This is a genomic window from Burkholderia sp. PU8-34 (assembly GCF_053427725.1).
On sequence record NZ_JBSAXC010000008.1, the window covers coordinates 129,062 to 144,945 of the forward strand.

General features: G+C 65.9%; 15 protein-coding genes and 1 pseudogene. 6 read left to right on the forward strand and 10 right to left on the reverse strand.

Going from position 1 to position 15,884, the window contains the following annotated elements:
- Positions 1-8: 8 nt before the first annotated feature.
- The 4 genes from ACV22Z_RS20135 to flhC all read left to right on the forward strand — a co-directional run bounded on the left by ACV22Z_RS20135 (position 9) and on the right by flhC (position 2,014).
- The gene (locus ACV22Z_RS20135; protein ID WP_448078055.1) at positions 9-515 is read left to right on the forward strand and encodes an SRPBCC family protein; all 507 of its coding nucleotides are present in this window, start codon (positions 9-11) and stop codon (positions 513-515) included.
- Between the two features lie 363 nt (positions 516-878).
- Positions 879-1,037, forward strand: coding sequence for a hypothetical protein (locus ACV22Z_RS20140; protein ID WP_448078056.1), 159 nt, complete (start codon positions 879-881; stop codon positions 1,035-1,037).
- Between the two features lie 120 nt (positions 1,038-1,157).
- Positions 1,158-1,475 (forward strand): flagellar transcriptional regulator FlhD, encoded by a 318-nt coding sequence (gene flhD, locus ACV22Z_RS20145; RefSeq protein ID WP_448078057.1) that lies wholly within the window; start codon positions 1,158-1,160, stop codon positions 1,473-1,475.
- Between the two features lie 11 nt (positions 1,476-1,486).
- Positions 1,487-2,014, forward strand: a complete 528-nt coding sequence (gene flhC / locus ACV22Z_RS20150; RefSeq protein WP_448078058.1) for a flagellar transcriptional regulator FlhC — start codon at positions 1,487-1,489, stop codon at positions 2,012-2,014.
- Between the two features lie 11 nt (positions 2,015-2,025).
- Here the strand turns inward: flhC and ACV22Z_RS20155 are convergent.
- The 6 genes and pseudogenes from ACV22Z_RS20155 to ACV22Z_RS20180 all read right to left on the reverse strand — a co-directional run bounded on the left by ACV22Z_RS20155 (position 2,026) and on the right by ACV22Z_RS20180 (position 9,940).
- Positions 2,026-3,074, reverse strand: a pseudogene (locus ACV22Z_RS20155) (ABC transporter ATP-binding protein).
- A 97-nt stretch (positions 3,075-3,171) separates the two neighbouring features.
- Positions 3,172-4,788, reverse strand: a complete 1,617-nt coding sequence (locus ACV22Z_RS20160; protein WP_448078059.1) for an ABC transporter permease — start codon at positions 4,786-4,788, stop codon at positions 3,172-3,174.
- Positions 4,789-4,790: 2 nt separating this feature from the next.
- Positions 4,791-5,825: an iron ABC transporter substrate-binding protein gene (locus ACV22Z_RS20165; RefSeq protein ID WP_448078248.1), complete on the reverse strand. Its 1,035-nt coding sequence runs from the start codon at positions 5,823-5,825 to the stop codon at positions 4,791-4,793.
- A gap of 35 nt (positions 5,826-5,860) precedes the next feature.
- Positions 5,861-7,159 carry an iron uptake transporter deferrochelatase/peroxidase subunit gene (efeB, locus tag ACV22Z_RS20170; RefSeq protein ID WP_448078060.1) on the reverse strand — a complete coding sequence of 433 codons (1,299 nt, stop codon included), beginning with the start codon at positions 7,157-7,159 and terminating at the stop codon, positions 5,861-5,863.
- 11 nt (positions 7,160-7,170) lie between these two features.
- The gene (locus ACV22Z_RS20175; RefSeq protein ID WP_448078061.1) at positions 7,171-8,304 is read right to left on the reverse strand and encodes a hypothetical protein; all 1,134 of its coding nucleotides are present in this window, start codon (positions 8,302-8,304) and stop codon (positions 7,171-7,173) included.
- A 160-nt stretch (positions 8,305-8,464) separates the two neighbouring features.
- The gene (locus ACV22Z_RS20180) at positions 8,465-9,940 is read right to left on the reverse strand and encodes a carbohydrate porin (RefSeq protein ID WP_448078062.1); all 1,476 of its coding nucleotides are present in this window, start codon (positions 9,938-9,940) and stop codon (positions 8,465-8,467) included.
- A gap of 706 nt (positions 9,941-10,646) precedes the next feature.
- Here ACV22Z_RS20180 and ACV22Z_RS20185 point away from each other — a divergent pair.
- Entirely contained in the window at positions 10,647-10,940 is a 294-nt protein-coding gene (locus ACV22Z_RS20185; RefSeq protein WP_026044985.1) for a co-chaperone GroES, read from the forward strand.
- A 46-nt stretch (positions 10,941-10,986) separates the two neighbouring features.
- Complete coding sequence (gene groL, locus ACV22Z_RS20190; protein ID WP_448078063.1) at positions 10,987-12,627, forward strand: chaperonin GroEL; 1,641 nt, start codon at positions 10,987-10,989, stop codon at positions 12,625-12,627.
- 138 nt (positions 12,628-12,765) lie between these two features.
- Here the strand turns inward: groL and ACV22Z_RS20195 are convergent, their stop codons facing one another.
- The 4 genes from ACV22Z_RS20195 to ACV22Z_RS20210 form a co-directional block, all read right to left on the reverse strand.
- Positions 12,766-13,224 carry a hypothetical protein gene (locus ACV22Z_RS20195; protein WP_448078064.1) on the reverse strand — a complete coding sequence of 153 codons (459 nt, stop codon included), beginning with the start codon at positions 13,222-13,224 and terminating at the stop codon, positions 12,766-12,768.
- A 4-nt stretch (positions 13,225-13,228) separates the two neighbouring features.
- Positions 13,229-13,843, reverse strand: a complete 615-nt coding sequence (locus ACV22Z_RS20200; RefSeq protein ID WP_448078065.1) for a peptidoglycan recognition protein family protein — start codon at positions 13,841-13,843, stop codon at positions 13,229-13,231.
- Positions 13,844-13,857: 14 nt separating this feature from the next.
- Positions 13,858-14,340 carry an Hcp family type VI secretion system effector gene (locus ACV22Z_RS20205; RefSeq protein ID WP_448078249.1) on the reverse strand — a complete coding sequence of 161 codons (483 nt, stop codon included), beginning with the start codon at positions 14,338-14,340 and terminating at the stop codon, positions 13,858-13,860.
- A gap of 466 nt (positions 14,341-14,806) precedes the next feature.
- Positions 14,807-15,670: a hydroxymethylpyrimidine/phosphomethylpyrimidine kinase gene (locus ACV22Z_RS20210; RefSeq protein WP_448078066.1), complete on the reverse strand. Its 864-nt coding sequence runs from the start codon at positions 15,668-15,670 to the stop codon at positions 14,807-14,809.
- Positions 15,671-15,884 lie beyond the last annotated feature (214 nt).

Sequence of the window (15,884 nt, forward strand, 5' to 3'; positions counted from 1 at the left end):
GAGGCCGCATGGCTGAGTACCGGTTTGCGACGACGTGGCGGGTGGACGCGCCGCTGGCCGCAGTGTGGAATGCGATCTACCAGGCCGATATGTGGCCGGACTGGTGGAAGGGCGCCGAGCGGACCGTCGAGCTCGAGCGCGGCGACGTGCACGGCGTCGGCGCGCTGCACCGGTATACGTGGAAGGGCGCGCTGCCTTACCGGCTGACCTTCGACATGCGCATCGTGCGCGTCGAGCCGATGTGCGCGCTCGAGGGCTGCGCGAGCGGCGCGGTCGTGGGCCACGGCCGCTGGACGTTCGCCGACGACGGCGAACGCACGATCGTTCGTTACGCGTGGCACATCCATACGCACGTGCGCTGGATGAACTGGCTCGCGCCGCTCGCGCGGCCGCTGTTCAAATGGAACCATGACGTCGTGATGCGCGAGGGGGCGCGCGGGCTCGCGCAGCTGCTCGGCGCCGGCGTCGAATCGGACGGCCGGTCGTTCGCGCCGCTCGCCGGCACGCTGGGCTGAAACGTCGCGCGGGCCGATGGGGCGCGGGTGAAACCGGGGGCGCGCCGCATTAGCCGCTGCCATATGCGTAGCAACCCTGTCGGCGAATCCCTACACGACGGACCGCAAAAATATGACGTGAAGATCAGCGTCCGACGATTTGAATCGCGCCTGCCGTCGCCGATACTTTCGTCACAACAAACGTTTTCCGTTTTTCGTCCGACGTGGCCGAGCCCGTTCCGAGGCGGGCATCGAAACCCACACAGCGGACGCCTTCGTGCCCGGTTCCGTGAACGAACGCCGCATGAGGCTTGAGTGGCTGGATGCTCCCTTGTCGAACCAGCAACTTTATTTCCGGCGTCACACACACGAACGGAGGCCATCATGAGCCGCGCGGCACGAGACCTGATCGAACTGCAACGCCTTGCCCGGAACGGCGCAGGCGCATTGACCCAGCATCTTCTGCGGGAACTGGCGAAGAGCCTGATCGCCGCGGGCGTCTCCGACGCGCGCGGCGGGTATTGTACGCACCGCAAACCGTAGACGATTCGTAGACGATACATAGGCAATACGCGGAAGATACGCGAACCACCGATGACGAGCCGCGGACCGGCACAGCACGCCGGCCGCACGCGACGGCCCCTGCCTGAACGGAGAAAAGACGTGAACCAAAACGACACGCTGGAAGCGGTCCGGGACATCAACCTGACGTACCTGATGCTCGCGCAGCGCCTGCTGCGCGACGATCGCGAGGCCGGCATGTTCCGGCTCGGGCTGTCGGGGCCGCTCGCCGAGCTGCTGTCGTCGCTGACGCTCGCGCAGACGACGCGGCTCGCGGCCTGCGACCAGCTGCTGTGTGCGTTCCGGTTCGGCGATCACGCGATGCTGTCCGCGCTCGCCGGCTCGCCGAAGCATGCGGACCTGTCGCACACGCATGCGGCGATCCTGCTCGCGGGCCAGCCGGCCGCGCAGTTCGCGTGACGGGGGCGGCGATGTCGAAGGCGAGCCTCGTCGAATACGCGCGGGAAGTGTCGCGCGCGGTCGACCTGATCGAACTCGGCGCGCGCATGCAGCTGCTCGAAGCCGAGCTCACGCTGTCGCGCGATCGCCTGATCCGCCTGTACCGCGAAGTGAAGGGCGCATCGCCGCCGAAGGGCATGCTGCCGTCGTCGGCCGACTGGTACATGACATGGCAGGCGAACATCCACGCATCGCTGTTCTACAACACCTACGTGTTCCTGAAGGACGAGGCGCGCTGCTCGCACCTCGATGCGCTGACGAAGGGATACCGGCTGTATCGCGAGCACTGCGAACATTCGGGCATGGACGTGCAGCTCGACCTGACGCGCGCATGGACGCTCGTGCGCTTCTTCAATGGCGGGATCCTGCAGATCGCGCAATGTCACCGCTGCGGCGGCAAGTTCGTCGGGCACAACTACGAACTGCACGGACGCAAGGCATGCGCGATCTGCCAGCCGCCCGCGCGCGCGGGCAAGACGGCGAAGCAGGCGATGCATTGAGCGGCCGCGCGTCAGTGCGCGTACGCCATCACCGCGCCGTCGACCGCGAGCACGACGTGTTCGCCGACGGCCGGGCAGCGATGCCCGGGCACTCGCGCGCGCACAAACGTATCGGGCGCATCGACGAGGCGCGCGAACACGTCCGCGTCCTGTCCGCCGAACTGCGCCGCTTCGACACGCGCCGCATGTCCGCGCGACCCGTGCGCCAGTGCGCCGGGACGACGTGAATCTGCTCGGGCCGCAGCATCGCATCGGCGGGACCGTCGCGGAGCGGCGCGACGAGCGGCAGGTCGCCGAGCGCGCAGCCGATGCGCCCGTCGCGCACCTGTCCCGCGAGCAGCACCGCCTGACCGACGAACGACGCGACGTCGCGCGTCACCGGCTGCCGATAGAGCGTCTGCGGCGCGGCGGTCTGCACGATGCGGCCTTCCCACAGCACCGCGACTTCGTCGCCGAGCGTCATCGCTTCGGGCTGGTCGTGCGTGACGAGTACCGACGTCGCGCCCGATGCGCTGAGGGCCGCGGCGACCGCGCTGCGCGTCTCGTGCCGCAATGACGTGTCGAGCGACGAGAACGGCTCGTCGAGGATCACGAGCGACGGCTCGGGCGCGAGCGCGCGCGCCAGCGCAACGCGCTGCTGCTGCCCGCCGGACAGCTGCTGCGGCGCACGGCTCGCGTACGACGCGGGCAGGCCGACCATGTCGAGCAGTTCGCCGACGCGGTGATGCTGCCGCCGCGCGGCGCGCGGCAGGCCGAACGCGATGTTGTCCGCGACCGACAGATGCGGAAACAGCGCGCCTTCCTGCGGCACGTAGCCGATCCGGCGCTGTTCGGGCGGCAGATGCAGGCCGGGGGCGGCAACCCGCCGCCCGTCGATTTCGACGATGCCGCGTTCCGCGCGTTCGAAGCCGCACAGGATGCGCAGCAGCGTGGTTTTGCCGCTGCCGGACGGGCCGAGCAACGCGAGCCGCGAACCGCGCGTCACCGTCAGGTCGATGTCGCGCAGCACTGCGTGCTGGCCGAAGGATTTGCCGAGGCCGTGGATGCGAAGTTCGCTCATGGGCGTATCGAAGAAGAGGGCATGCGAGTGGTGCGGGGTGGCGTAGGTTGGCGCGGCTCAGCGGCTCAGCGGCTCAGCGGCTCAGCGGCTCAGCGGCTCAGCGGCGCACCGAGGCCCGCCCGAGCAGCAGGAACAGCAGCGCCGACGCGCCCAGCGACAGCGCGACGAGCAGCGCCGCGTAGGGTGCAGCGGCGGCGAACGCGAGCGTCGACGTATCGCTCCACACCTGCGTCGCGAGCGTCTGCGTGCCGATCGGCGACAGCAGCAGGGTCGCGTTCAGCTCGGTGACGACCGAGATGAACACCATCGTCGCGGCGGCGCCGAGGCCGGGCGCCGCGAGCGGCAGCACCACGCGCGTGAGCGTCGGCCACCAGCCGAGCCCGAGCGCGCGCGCGGTTTCCTCGAGCCGCGCCTGCACGTGCGCGAGCGCCGCGCGCACGCTGACGACCGCGAGCGGCAGGAACAGGATCGCGTAGGCGGCGATCAGCGCGGGCGCGCTCTGGTACAGCGGCTGCAGCAGGCGCACGGTGATCGATACGATCGCGAGCGCGACGACGATGCCGGGCACGCCCTGCACGGTCATCACGATGCGCTCGAGGAAGGTGGCGATGCGGCCCGGATGACGCACGAGCAGGAATGCGAGCGGCAGCGCGAGCAGCGTCGTCAGCGCCGCGGCCGCGAGCCCGTAGCCGGCCGACGCGAGCGTCGTCTGCCACAGCAGCGCCGGCGACACGTCGGCGGGCGTCACGGCGGCCGCACCCTGCTGCGTGAGCCAGTAGCCGATCATCGCGAGCGGCACGCCGAGCGTCGCGGCTGCGAGTGCGGCGAATGCCGCGACGGTCACGCCGCGCCATTTGCCGAGCGGATAGCGCATCGCGACGCGGCGCGCGGTGCGGTGCGTGTGGCCATAGCGTGCGCGCCCGCGCACCCGCGACTCGAGCGCGACGCAGAGCAGGCACAGCACGATCAGCACGCAGCCGAGCACCGACGCGCCGCCGCCGTCGAAGGCCGTGCGGTACTCCGCATAGATTTCGGTCGTGAACGTGCGAAAGCGCAGCAGCTGGAACGCGCCGAACTCGGACAGCACGCCGAGCGCGACGAGCAGCATCCCGCCGCATAGCGCGGGACGCAGTTGCGGCAGCACGACGCGCAGGAAGGTGCGCCACGGCGAGCAGCCGAGCGTGCGGGCGCTTTCCTCGAGCGCCGGGTCGAGTTCACGCAGCGCGGCGGCGACCGGCAGGTAGACGAGCGGAAAGTACGCGGACGTCAGCACGATCAGCGCGCCGAGGAAATCCTGGAGATCGAGGCTCAGCGACACCCACGCATAGCTCGTGACGAACGGCGGCACCGCGAGCGGCGCCGCCGCGAGCGCGGTCCACAGCGGCCGCAGCGGCAGCGTCGTGCGCTCGACGAACCACGCGAGTGCGGTGCCGAGCACCGCGCAGGCGAGCGTCGCCGCGAGCGTGATCGACAGCGTGTTGACGAGCAGCTCGCCGACGAGGGGCCGCCACAGCAGGTCGAACGCGTCGGCCGCGCCGAACGTCGCGGCGCGGTACAGCGTGAAGCCGAGCGGCAGCAGGATCGCGAGCGGGCCGATGGCCGCCGCCGCCATAAGTGCAAGTGGTGCAAGCGGTGCACGCGGCGCACGCCGCCCGGTCTCGGCGCGCGCGTCGTCGGGCGCGGGCTGCGCCACGGCGGGGGCGGTGTCGCTCATGCTCAGAGCAGGCCTGCCTGGCGCAGCAGCTTGCCGGCCTGGCTGTCGTCGCCGAGCTGGTCGAACGTCAGCGCGGGCGGCGTCAGCGCGTTGAACGGCTTGAGGATCGGGTCGGCGGCCACGCCCGGATGCAGCGGATACTCGAAGCTGACGTGGCCATCGGCCATCAGCTTCTGCGCGCGTTCGCTGACGAGGTACGCGACGAACTTCTGCGCGTCGTCCTGATGCTTCGACGCCTTCATCACGGCCGCGCCGGACACGTTGATCACCGCGCCGACGTCGCCGTGGCCGAAGTGATGGATCGCGCTCTTCGTGGACTTGTCGCCGAGCGCGGCATGCAGCCGGTCCCAGTAGTAGTTGTTGATGATCCCCGTGACGACGCCGCCGCGATTGACGGCCGCGGTGACACCTTCGTCGTCGTCGAAGATCTGCGCGTTGGTCTTCAGGCCCTTCAGCCATTGCAGCGTCGCGGCTTCGCCGTGCAGCGCGAGCACTGCGCTGACGACCGGAAGGAAATCCGCGTCGCTCGGCGCGATGCCGACCTTGCCCTTCCACTCGGGCTTCGCGAGATCGAGCAGCGACGCGGGCAGCTGCTGCGGCTGGAGCTTCGCGGTGTTGTAGACGAGCACGTTCTCGCGTGCGAGCACGCCGAGCCAGCTGCCGTCGGTGGCATTGAAGCGTGCGGGCACGCCCTGCAGCGCGCCGTTGTCGACCTTCGCGAGCAGGCCCTTGCGGTCGAGCAGCACGAGCTCGGGCGAGTTCTCGGTGAAGTAGACGTCGGCCGGCGTGCGCTCGCCTTCGGCGACGAGCTGCGCGGCGAGCGCCGGGCCTTCGCCGGTGCGCACCTTCACGCTGATGCCGGATTGTGCTTCGAAGTCCTTGACGAGCTGGTTCACGACCTGCTCGTGCTGCGCGCTGTACAGCGTGAGGGTGGCCGCGTGCGCGGGCATCACGTGCAGCGCGCCGGTGAGCATGAGCGCGGCGGCGGCCGCGGAGACGAGGTGCCGCATCGGGCGGCTGACGGGTGAGAGTTTCAAGTCGGTCACTCTGAATCGGATCCTGAAATGCCGGCTTACGCTTCGAACAGCGCGGCGCCGATGTACGAACCAGGCTCGGCGCCCGGCGGGCACGCGAAGATCGCGCTGCCGACGTGCGTCGTGAACTGGTTCATGATGTCCAGCTTCGCGAGCTTCTCGTTGATCGGGATGAAGCCCTTGCGCGGGTCGCGCTGGTGCGCGACGAACATCAGCCCCGCGTCGTATTCGGTCTGCTGGCGCCACGGCGGCCAGCGCTCGATGTAGAAGTTCGCGCTGTCGTTGTACGAGTACGCGCGGCGCAGGATCTGCGCGCCGTTGTTCAGCTGCGGCGACGCGAGGCGCGCGTGCGAGTTGTCGGGGATGACGGCGTTGCCATCCTTGTCGACCGCGTCGAGATCGAGCGGCTCGAACTCGTTCTTCTGGCCGAGCGGCGCGCCGCTGTACTTGTGGCGGCCCACCACCTGCTCCTGGAAGCCGAGCTCCGTGTTGTCCCAGTGCTCGAGCGTGATGCGGATCCGGCGCACGACCGTATAGGTGCCGCCGTTCATCCACGCGGGGCCTTCGCTGCCCGCCCACACGAATGCGTTCATCGCAGCCGAATCGGACATCGACGGGTTCATCGTGCCGTCCTTGAAGCCCATCAGGTTGCGCGGCGTCTCGCCGGGCTTGCCGGACGTGAAGCCGGCCTGGCCCCAGCGCATCTGCGCAGCCGTCGCGCCGAGGCGCACGAGCTGGCGCACCGCGTGGAACGCGACCTGCGCGTCGTCCGCGCACGCCTGGATGAACAGGTCGCCGCCCGTCTTCTCCGGCAGCAGCTGGTCGCCGTTGAAGCGCGGCAGGTCGACGAGCGCGGCGGGGCGGTGCTTCGCGAGGCCGTAGCGGTCCTTGCCGGCGAGCGCAAACAGGCCGGGGCCGAAGCCGAACGTGATCGTCATTCGTGCGGGGCCGAGGCCGAGCGCGTCGCCCGAATCGACCGGCGCCGCGTCATCGCCGCCCGTCGTGACGAGCGGCTGCGCGGTTTCGCCGCGCGACATCCGCGCGGCGGCGTCGGTCCACGTCTTCAACAGCGCGATCACGTCCGCGCGCTGGGTCGTCGTCAGGTCGAGCGCCGCGAAGTACGCGTGGCGCTGTTGCGGCGTCGTAATGCCGCCCTGGTGCTTGCCGTAGAACGGCTCGATGCCGTCGTGCGCGGCTGCCGTCGCGGGCGCGGGCGCATCCGCCGCCTTCGCCGCGGACATCGTCGACGCGGCGAGGCCCGCGGCCACCGCTGCGCCGCCGGCCTTGAGGAAGCCGCGTCGCGCGGGACGCGGCGGTTGCTTGAGTTCGTCAGTCATGTCCGGTTTCGTCACTTCGCGAGCATCAGCGTGTTGACGTCGTCCTCGACGTAATAGAAGCCGTCGCCGGCCGGGGTCATCGCGATCCCGAACAGGTCGCCGTTGCCGGCCGGCGATTGCGCCTTGTCGGTGTCGATCCAGCGCGCGTACAGCTGCTTGCCGGCGGCCGGATCGATCTCGACGACCTGGCCGTTCAGCCCGTTGGTCGAAAGCAGGTGGCCGTTCGGCGCGGTCGCGAGCGCGAGCGGGCGGCGCAGGAAGCCGTCGGCGGTGACTTGCCGGCCGACGCCCGCGCTGGTGTCGCGCGTCATCGGGTCGTCGATCTCGACGATCCGGTTGCCGATCGCGTCCGACACGTACAGCTTCTTCTGGTCGCCGGACAGCGCGAGCCCGGTCGGGCCGATGAGGAACACGCCCTTGTCGGCTTGCGCGCCGAGGCCGCTCGCGATCACCGTTTCCTGCCTGATCATCGGCGGCTTGCCGTCGGCGATCGCCAGATCGAGACGCAGCACGGTCGCCTGCTTGTAGACGGGCGGGTTGCCGTCGGCACCGCCGACGCCGAAGCCGGCCATGCTGACGAACAGCGTCGCGCTGTCGCCGCGATCGACGACGGCCATGTTGCCCCACGGGTCGTTGATGTTCGGGGTCGACCAGGTCGACGCGACCTTGCCGTGCGGATCGAGCACGACCAGGCAGCCGGCGCCCTTGGTGTTCGTCGTGCCGTCGTTGCTCGGCGTGCTGCCGACGATCACCCAGCCCGACTTCAGCATCGTCATCGCGGTCGACAGGCCGACGCCACCCGGGCACGCCTTCAGGTCGCGCGGGATCGACGCGAACACGCTCATCTGCTTCGTCGACGGGCGGTAATCGACGATCGTGCTGCCGGTGCCCTGCAGGTTCGCCGCGTTGTTGAAGTTGTCGACGAGCACGTCGCCTTGCTGGACCGTGCCGGCCGACACCGGCGCGACCGCGATCGCGTACGGGTTCTGGTCGCCGTTGTCAGGGACCGTGTTGACGAGCGTGGTGTGGCGATGCAGCGTCTCGAGGAAGCCTTGCGGCTCGGCGCGCGCGCTGACGGCGGCGGCGAGCGCGGCCGCGGCGAGCGCGCCCGTCGCGAGGCGGCGAAGCGGTGCGGATTCGATCATGGGGACTCTCCTGGGAGGCGCGCCGGCGGCCGGCGCGCGGAAATGGGGTACTGAGTGGGGGACTTCACGGGGCACTTCACGGGGCACTTCGCGGGGTACTTCGCGAGGAACTTCGCGAGGAACTTCGCAAGGTACGTAGCCGATACGTGGGCGCCGGCGCTCAGAACGTGATGACCGTGCGCGCGCCGAGCACGAACGTGTTGCGCAGCGGCTGCGTAGCGTCGTTCGGGTTCTGGCCGGCGCCGGCGTTGAACGTGTACTGCGCGTCCGCCGCGATCGTCCACCACGGGTTGACCTGGTACTGGTAGGTCGCCTCGATCGTCGTTTCCTGCGTGCGCACGCCGTACGGGCCGTTCGCGAACAGCTGCGCGGTCCGGTCGAGATCGGTCGTGTGATTGCCGACCTTGATGTAGGTGACGGCGACGCCGACGCTGTCGTTGTCGCGGCCTTCGAACGGCGCCTTCAGCACGACGCCGGCGTTGGCCGCGAAGCTCACGAGGTTGCGGTCGCCGGGCGCGCCCATCACGCGCGCGAACACGCCGAGGCTCTTCGCGCCGGTCGGGTCCGGCCGCCAGATCATCTGGTCGGCCACCGCGTAGAAGCTGTAGTTGCCGTGGCGTTGCTGCGCGATGCCGGACGACGCGGGATTCGCGAGCGACAGGCCGTCGATCCCGTCGTTCTGGTCCGCGAAGCGGCCGTTGTGATACCAGACGCCGATCTTGTAGGTGCCGGGCAGGCCGTTCGAATGGCCGGTGTCCATCTCGCCTTCGGACGGTTGGTTCAGCGCATACTGCAGCTCGCCGATGTAGAGTGCGCCGTTGTGCAGGTTGAAGTTCGTGCCGCTCAGGTTGTTCGGATTGTTGCCGAGCGGATCGCCGTCGAACACGCCGGCAAGCGCGGTGACCGACGGCGCGAGCTGCGCGCGCACGCGCACGCCGAGCGCCGCGAGCGGATACGCGGGGCCGCCGTTGGGCAGGTCGTACGACGGCAGCGCGGGCCAGCCGAACATCGTGTTGATGAACGTGTTCGCGTAGGTGCTGACCATGAATTCCTGGTCGAGGCTCTGCTGGCCGATCTTCACGTCGACGCGTTTGTCGAGGAACGACTGCTGGTACCACAGCTCCCAGAGGCGCGTCGTGTCCTGCGCCTCGATGCCGCTCGCGGTGTTCAGCGTGCCGAGGTTGGTCTGGCTCAGGTTGCGGCCGTGGATCTGCAGCGCGCTGACGTTGAACGTGCCGCCCGGCAGGCCGATCGCCTTCTGCGTATCGACCGACAGCGTCGCCGTCGTCAGGCCGTCGTACGTGCCGCCACGGTTCAGGCCGCCGCGCAGGTTCGCGAGGTATTCGCTGGTTTCGGTGATCTGCAGCGTCGCGCCGTACTTGCCGAGCCACGGGCGGACGCCGCCCATGTCGCCGAGCAGGTTCTGGCGGGTCCAGATGCCGGTCCACATGTTGGTGGGCTTTGCCTGGATCGCGAGGTCGGCTTCCGGGGCTTCCGGTTGCGCGTCGACGGGCGTGTCGGCGAACGCGGCGACGCTGACGAGCGACGCGCAGGCGAAAACGGCAGCGCGGACAGCGTGGGCGGCGGGCCGCATCCGCGAGCGGACGCGGTCGCGTTCGGGCGATGCAAACTTCATGTCTATCCCCTGGTGCTATTTGATCTGGAGTCCTGCTTTTCGGCGCTCTCCGAACGCTCGGCGACGGGTGGCCAGGGCATGAAGATGAACGCAACGCGGCGCATCGTAGGAGCGTTGAATAATAAAGTCAATGTAAACGAGAATGATTCGCATCCAAATTACTGGGTGTAATGGGCGACCTTACGGATAGGGCCTGATACACGTTTTCGCCGAATTGAAAACGTAAGAATCGATGTAATGAGAATGTATGCATGGATGCGGGCCGATGCATCGGGCGAGGAGGTCGGAGACAGCGCATGAAGAGGGGACGGAATGCGGGGCGACCGCGTCCGCGCAGGGTGACGATCGGCGGATGGAGTCCGCATGATTGCGCAGCCTCTCGGACGAGTGCCAACCGAGCCGCGACCTCGTGCTTACCCTGTGTTTTATCGGGGCATGATTGCTGGCAGGGCGAGCGAGGGCGGGGCTGGTGGGCGCGATTCGGAATTATAAGTTGATGTTTTTAAAGCATATTATCGGAGTGTGAACGCGGGTTTGAACGCGTGCCGACGCGCTGAAAAAACCTGCTTTCCCGCTCCTTGAATTTGTCAAAACCCGTCCATATAATTAGCACTCGCTGCACGAGAGTGCTAACAATTCTCTGCCCGGCGATTCGCCGGGCAGATTCCCTAAGCGTTCTTCAATCTCAGTCAAGAGAGGAGTGAATATGAACCTTCGTCCTTTGCACGATCGCGTGATCGTCAAACGCCTGGATCAGGAAACCAAGACCGCCTCGGGCATCGTGATCCCCGAAGCCGCTGCTGAAAAGCCGGATCAAGGCGAGATCCTCGCGGTCGGCCCGGGCAAGCGCGACGACAAGGGCGCCCCGATCGCGCTCGACGTGAAGGTTGGTGATCGCGTCCTGTTCGGCAAGTACGCAGGCCAGACCGTGAAGGTCGACGGCCAGGAACTGCTGGTCATGCGCGAAGAAGACATCATGGCCGTGGTCAACGCTAACTAAGCGTCCTCCGACGGTACATATTCCCAAGAATTCAAGGAGTTAGAAGATGGCAGCTAAAGACGTCGTATTCGGCGATTCCGCCCGCTCGAAGATGGTCGAAGGCGTGAACATTCTCGCCAACGCAGTGAAGGTCACGCTGGGTCCGAAGGGCCGCAACGTGGTGCTCGAGCGCAGCTTCGGCGGCCCGACGGTCACCAAGGACGGTGTGTCGGTCGCGAAGGAAATCGAGCTGAAGGACAAGCTCCAGAACATGGGCGCGCAAATGGTCAAGGAAGTGGCTTCCAAGACCAGCGACAACGCAGGCGACGGCACGACGACGGCAACCGTCCTCGCGCAATCGATCGTCCGCGAAGGCATGAAGTACGTCGCATCGGGCATGAACCCGATGGACCTGAAGCGCGGCATCGACAAGGCTGTTGCAGCGGCCGTCGAAGAGCTGAAGAAGGTCAGCAAGCCGTGCACGACGAACAAGGAAATCGCGCAGGTCGGCGCGATCTCGGCGAACAGCGACACGTCGATCGGCGATCGCATCGCTGAAGCGATGGACAAGGTCGGCAAGGAAGGCGTGATCACCGTCGAAGACGGCAAGTCGCTGGCCGACGAGCTCGACGTCGTCGAAGGCATGCAATTCGACCGCGGCTACCTGTCGCCGTACTTCATCAACAACCCGGACAAGCAAGTCGCCGTCCTCGACAACCCGTTCGTGCTGCTGCACGACAAGAAGGTGTCGAACATCCGCGATCTGCTGCCGGTGCTCGAACAAGTCGCGAAGGCAGGCCGTCCGCTGCTGATCATCGCTGAAGACGTCGAAGGCGAAGCGCTTGCTACGCTGGTCGTCAACAACATCCGCGGCATCCTGAAGACCGTTGCGGTCAAGGCGCCGGGCTTCGGCGATCGTCGCAAGGCGATGCTGGAAGACATCGCGATCCTGACCGGCGGTCAAGTCGTCGCGGAAGAAACCGGCCTGACGCTCGAGAAGGCAACGCTGGCAGAACTGGGCCAGGCGAAGCGCATCGAAGTGGGCAAGGAAAACACGACGATCATCGACGGCGCAGGCGAAGCCGTGAACATCGAAGCGCGCGTCAAGCAAATCCGCACGCAAATCGAAGAAGCGACGTCGGACTACGACCGTGAAAAGCTGCAAGAGCGCGTGGCCAAGCTGGCCGGCGGCGTGGCAGTGATCAAGGTCGGCGCTGCGACCGAAGTCGAAATGAAGGAAAAGAAGGCACGCGTCGAAGACGCGCTGCACGCAACCCGCGCTGCCGTTGAAGAAGGCATCGTCCCGGGCGGCGGCGTTGCGCTGATCCGTGCACGTACCGCGATCGCAGGCGTGACCGGCGCGAACGCCGACCAGAACGCCGGCATCAAGATCGTGCTGCGCGCAATGGAAGAGCCGCTCCGCCAGATCGTCACGAACGGCGGCGAAGAAGCAAGCGTCGTGGTGGCGGCAGTTGCTGCAGGCAATGGCAACTACGGCTACAACGCAGCGACGGGCGAGTACGTCGACATGGTCGAAGCCGGCGTCGTCGACCCGACCAAGGTTACGCGCACCGCACTGCAGAACGCAGCATCGGTCGCAGGCCTGCTGCTGACGACGGACGCAGCCGTTGCAGAACTGCCGAAGGAAGACGTTCCGATGCCGGGCGGCATGCCGGGCGGCATGGGCGGCATGGGCATGGACATGTAATCGACTTCGGTCGATTGTCCGGAACGCGCAGCGATGCGCGTTCCCGCCAAAAGAAAAGACCCGCAGCGATGCGGGTCTTTTTTTGTTTGTGCGTTCTGCGCGCGACAATCGAAGATGCGGGTCGCTGTCAAGCGACGATCAGAATCCCGGCAGATAGCACGACGCGCCGTCATCGGTGTCGTGAAGGCCGTAGCCGCATGCAAACGGATCGCGCCAGCCGTTGTGTCGGCCGTTATAGAGGTACACCGTGCTTTCGCTGGACGCCCAGGTCAGTGACGCCGTGCCGCTGGAGTAAATGCGCCATTTGCCCGAGCTTCCATCCGGAAAGGAAACGGTGCCCCTCGCCTGGCACGGCGAATAGTAGTCGTGCGCGACGAACTTCCCGTCAATCGGCACGGCCCTGGAAAAGAATCGCTTCAACTGCGCAGGGGTCGGTGCGAATTGCTTGCATGCTTCCATTGTCAGCGCATCATTTGCATCCGACGACTGGCCGGTTTCTTCAATTGTCACGGCACTTACGTCTCTGGCCTGGCAAACGGATGCACTGACGCAAATGGCGAAAAACGCAAATGTGGAGGCGAATCTGAGCAAGGTCATTTCTTCACTCCCATCTTGCGGTGCTTGCCTCGGTTGCGTTTTTGCGCCCGACCTCCGGGTGCCGATATATTTCGCTCATCTGCACGTTTAGAGTTTCGGACAATTCCCGTATCAGCCATTTGAGCGACGAATTTTGTTGGTCCGTTACGTTTTCGTAAACAAGATCGCCTGTTTTCTTGTCACTGTAGTACATGCCGACCAACTCGATTCCGATCGAGTCTGAGTTCGAGGGGTAACGATCCGGAAATTCCTTTTGAGATTCGTGGCGATGAAAGGCGGAGGGGCCGGCGCTGTATGCTCGTCGTGCTGCCTGGAGATCGGTAGAGGAGCACTTGAGAGTCTGGATGCAACGGGATTGCAATTTTCCGACGTGATTGGTGACTCTGTTCAACGATGCGGTCTGGTAAATGGTCCCGTCCTTGTCGATCAGGAAGTGTGCGCCGTTGGGTGTGTACGTGTTATTGCTGTAGCTGTTGAAGGTGCTTGATGTCGTGGTTCCTCCCGTTTGATGAACGACGATTCCGTTAACTTTCTCCATTGGCCCTCGCTCAATGGACGGAAAGATCTTTACGATGACTCGCTCGGCATCCACGTGACCTTGCTTCGAAATAAACAGCATGATTCTCCCGTTGTTCAGATCGCTTTGTTGGCCTGGATGTCGTATCCCATGCTTACTGTTCCACCACTACCGCCCTGGGAGTTTTGAATGACGTACTCTTGCGTCACGCAGGCGAATGAGAGTTGTACCTCCTCTCGCGGCATTGCCATGTTGTAATTGGCTGTCGGGCGGATCCGCGTGATCAGTACGTCGTTCATGGTGATCTTCAGATATTCGAGCGGTGTGCCTCCCGCTTTGCGCATCACCAGAATTGCTCTGTCGATATGTTTGCCAGTCAGGCAATGCAGAATGAGGTTCGGCGACGCGCGATCAACATAGTGCTCGAAGACAAGGTCGTCGATCCTGCATTTACCTGCTCCGCCTCCCGCTCCTGAATGCATGGTCGATTGCTGGCTTACCGACCAATCCCATGTCAATACGTCGATTTCGTTCGAATGAAGAGCGTCCCGGGATTCGCCATCGATACCGGTCAATTTCAAAAATATATCTTGCGCCATCGCATGCTCCCTCATGTTGGCCATGTTTGACGTGCCGAAAGTCAACATGAGCCTTCGGCGAAATGAACCTAACATGCTGGATAGCCACGATCTATCAGACTGCTTCGATTTCGGGTTCGTTGCGCAGACGAAAAATACTATTTTGTGACCGTCAGCTGACCGAGGGCAATCCGATGCGAGCGGAAATGGAAATCACCAAGCAGTGAATCGATCGCAATAATCATGCTTTCACCGGATGTGGAGATGGGGCACAGCCCGATGAGTCGGGTATCCATGGCGCCACTTAGGGGGGAAGCTGAACGCGTGAGGGGAGTTGGCGGAGTGAGTGATTTCGATTGATACGACATGTGTATCGATTTCGAACTCTCGATGCCGTGCCGATATCCAGGTGCAGGTTACTGGGGGCGGGGCAAATGACGTAAGGAGAGGGCTCCGTGCCTGTTCACATGCACGGGGCCCGACTCGCTCAATGCCGGTGCGTGGTCCTCGGCAGCAGGTCCGGCGTCACGGCGGGCGGCGATGCGTCGTCGTTGCTGCGCGCCCAGAAGAAGCGGTCCGGCAGGTACGCGCCCATGCCCGGCCGGAACGCGTCGCGCACGGCCTGGTACAGGTATTCCTGCGCCTCGCGCACCGCTTCGGGCGGTTCCTGCCCGTTCGCGAGCAGTGCCGCGATCGCCGCGCCGAGCGTATCGGTGAGGCCCATCAGCCGGTGCGGCGTGCGGTCCCACATGTCTTCGCGGATCTGGCCTTCCTCGCCGTACAGCGTATTGACGAGGCGGTGCGAGCCGGCTTCGGACGCGAGGATGTATTCGCACCCCTGCGACAGCAGGTGCGACAGCGCAGCGTCGAGGTTCGGCGCTTCCGCGTCGCCGTCCGGCTGCGCGAGCGCGATCAGCGTCGCGTGATCGGCGACGAGCAGCGTCGTCTGCGGCGCGAGCAGGTCGGCGATCGATTCGCGCAGGTCGTCGGCGGCCAGCACATGCTCGTCGTCGAGCGTGAAATCGGGCGCGAGCACGAGCGGCACGCCGTCGTAGTCGGCGACCACTTCGGCGATCGCGCTGACGACTTCCGCGCGGGTGGCCGCACCGATCTTGAACGCGGCGACCGGCATGTCCTCGAGCAGCATGCGTGCCTGCGCGGCGACGACGTCGGGATCGAGGCCCGTCACCTCGTCGCAGGCGGCCGAGTCGCGCACGGTGTAGCCCGTCAGGACGGACACGCCGTGACAGCCCATGCTCGCCAGGGTCATCAGATCGGCTTGGAGGCCGGAGCCGCCGGTGGGATCGGACAGGCCGAAGGTAAGGACGATCGGAGGGGCGTTGCTGGACATGGACAAATGGGGCAAGAAGGAACGGTCAAGCGGGGCGGGCTGCACCAGCGAAGTGCGCCCTTTGCAGCCATTATGCGGCGGAAAACCGGCACGCAGAACGGATTTTTTAGCGCGGCGCAACGAACGCGCGCCACTAGAGCGCGATTGCTAGGCAGTCCGGCCCCGACACGGTACCATCATGGCTCCCGAATTTACCGACTTTCCCTACGCGGCT

Coding starts and splice junctions, on each gene's coding strand:
- efeB (WP_448078060.1), bottom strand. CDS start 7,159: ATGACTGACGAACTCAAGCAACCGCCGCGTCCCGCGCGACGCGGCTTC.
- ACV22Z_RS20180 (WP_448078062.1), bottom strand. CDS start 9,940: ATGAAGTTTGCATCGCCCGAACGCGACCGCGTCCGCTCGCGGATGCGG.
- ACV22Z_RS20160 (WP_448078059.1), bottom strand. CDS start 4,788: ATGAGCGACACCGCCCCCGCCGTGGCGCAGCCCGCGCCCGACGACGCG.
- ACV22Z_RS20200 (WP_448078065.1), bottom strand. CDS start 13,843: ATGCTGTTTATTTCGAAGCAAGGTCACGTGGATGCCGAGCGAGTCATC.
- ACV22Z_RS20140 (WP_448078056.1), top strand. CDS start 879: ATGAGCCGCGCGGCACGAGACCTGATCGAACTGCAACGCCTTGCCCGG.
- ACV22Z_RS20135 (WP_448078055.1), top strand. CDS start 9: ATGGCTGAGTACCGGTTTGCGACGACGTGGCGGGTGGACGCGCCGCTG.
- ACV22Z_RS20185 (WP_026044985.1), top strand. CDS start 10,647: ATGAACCTTCGTCCTTTGCACGATCGCGTGATCGTCAAACGCCTGGAT.
- ACV22Z_RS20205 (WP_448078249.1), bottom strand. CDS start 14,340: ATGGCGCAAGATATATTTTTGAAATTGACCGGTATCGATGGCGAATCC.
- ACV22Z_RS20195 (WP_448078064.1), bottom strand. CDS start 13,224: ATGACCTTGCTCAGATTCGCCTCCACATTTGCGTTTTTCGCCATTTGC.
- flhC (WP_448078058.1), top strand. CDS start 1,487: ATGTCGAAGGCGAGCCTCGTCGAATACGCGCGGGAAGTGTCGCGCGCG.
- ACV22Z_RS20210 (WP_448078066.1), bottom strand. CDS start 15,670: ATGTCCAGCAACGCCCCTCCGATCGTCCTTACCTTCGGCCTGTCCGAT.
- ACV22Z_RS20175 (WP_448078061.1), bottom strand. CDS start 8,304: ATGATCGAATCCGCACCGCTTCGCCGCCTCGCGACGGGCGCGCTCGCC.
- groL (WP_448078063.1), top strand. CDS start 10,987: ATGGCAGCTAAAGACGTCGTATTCGGCGATTCCGCCCGCTCGAAGATG.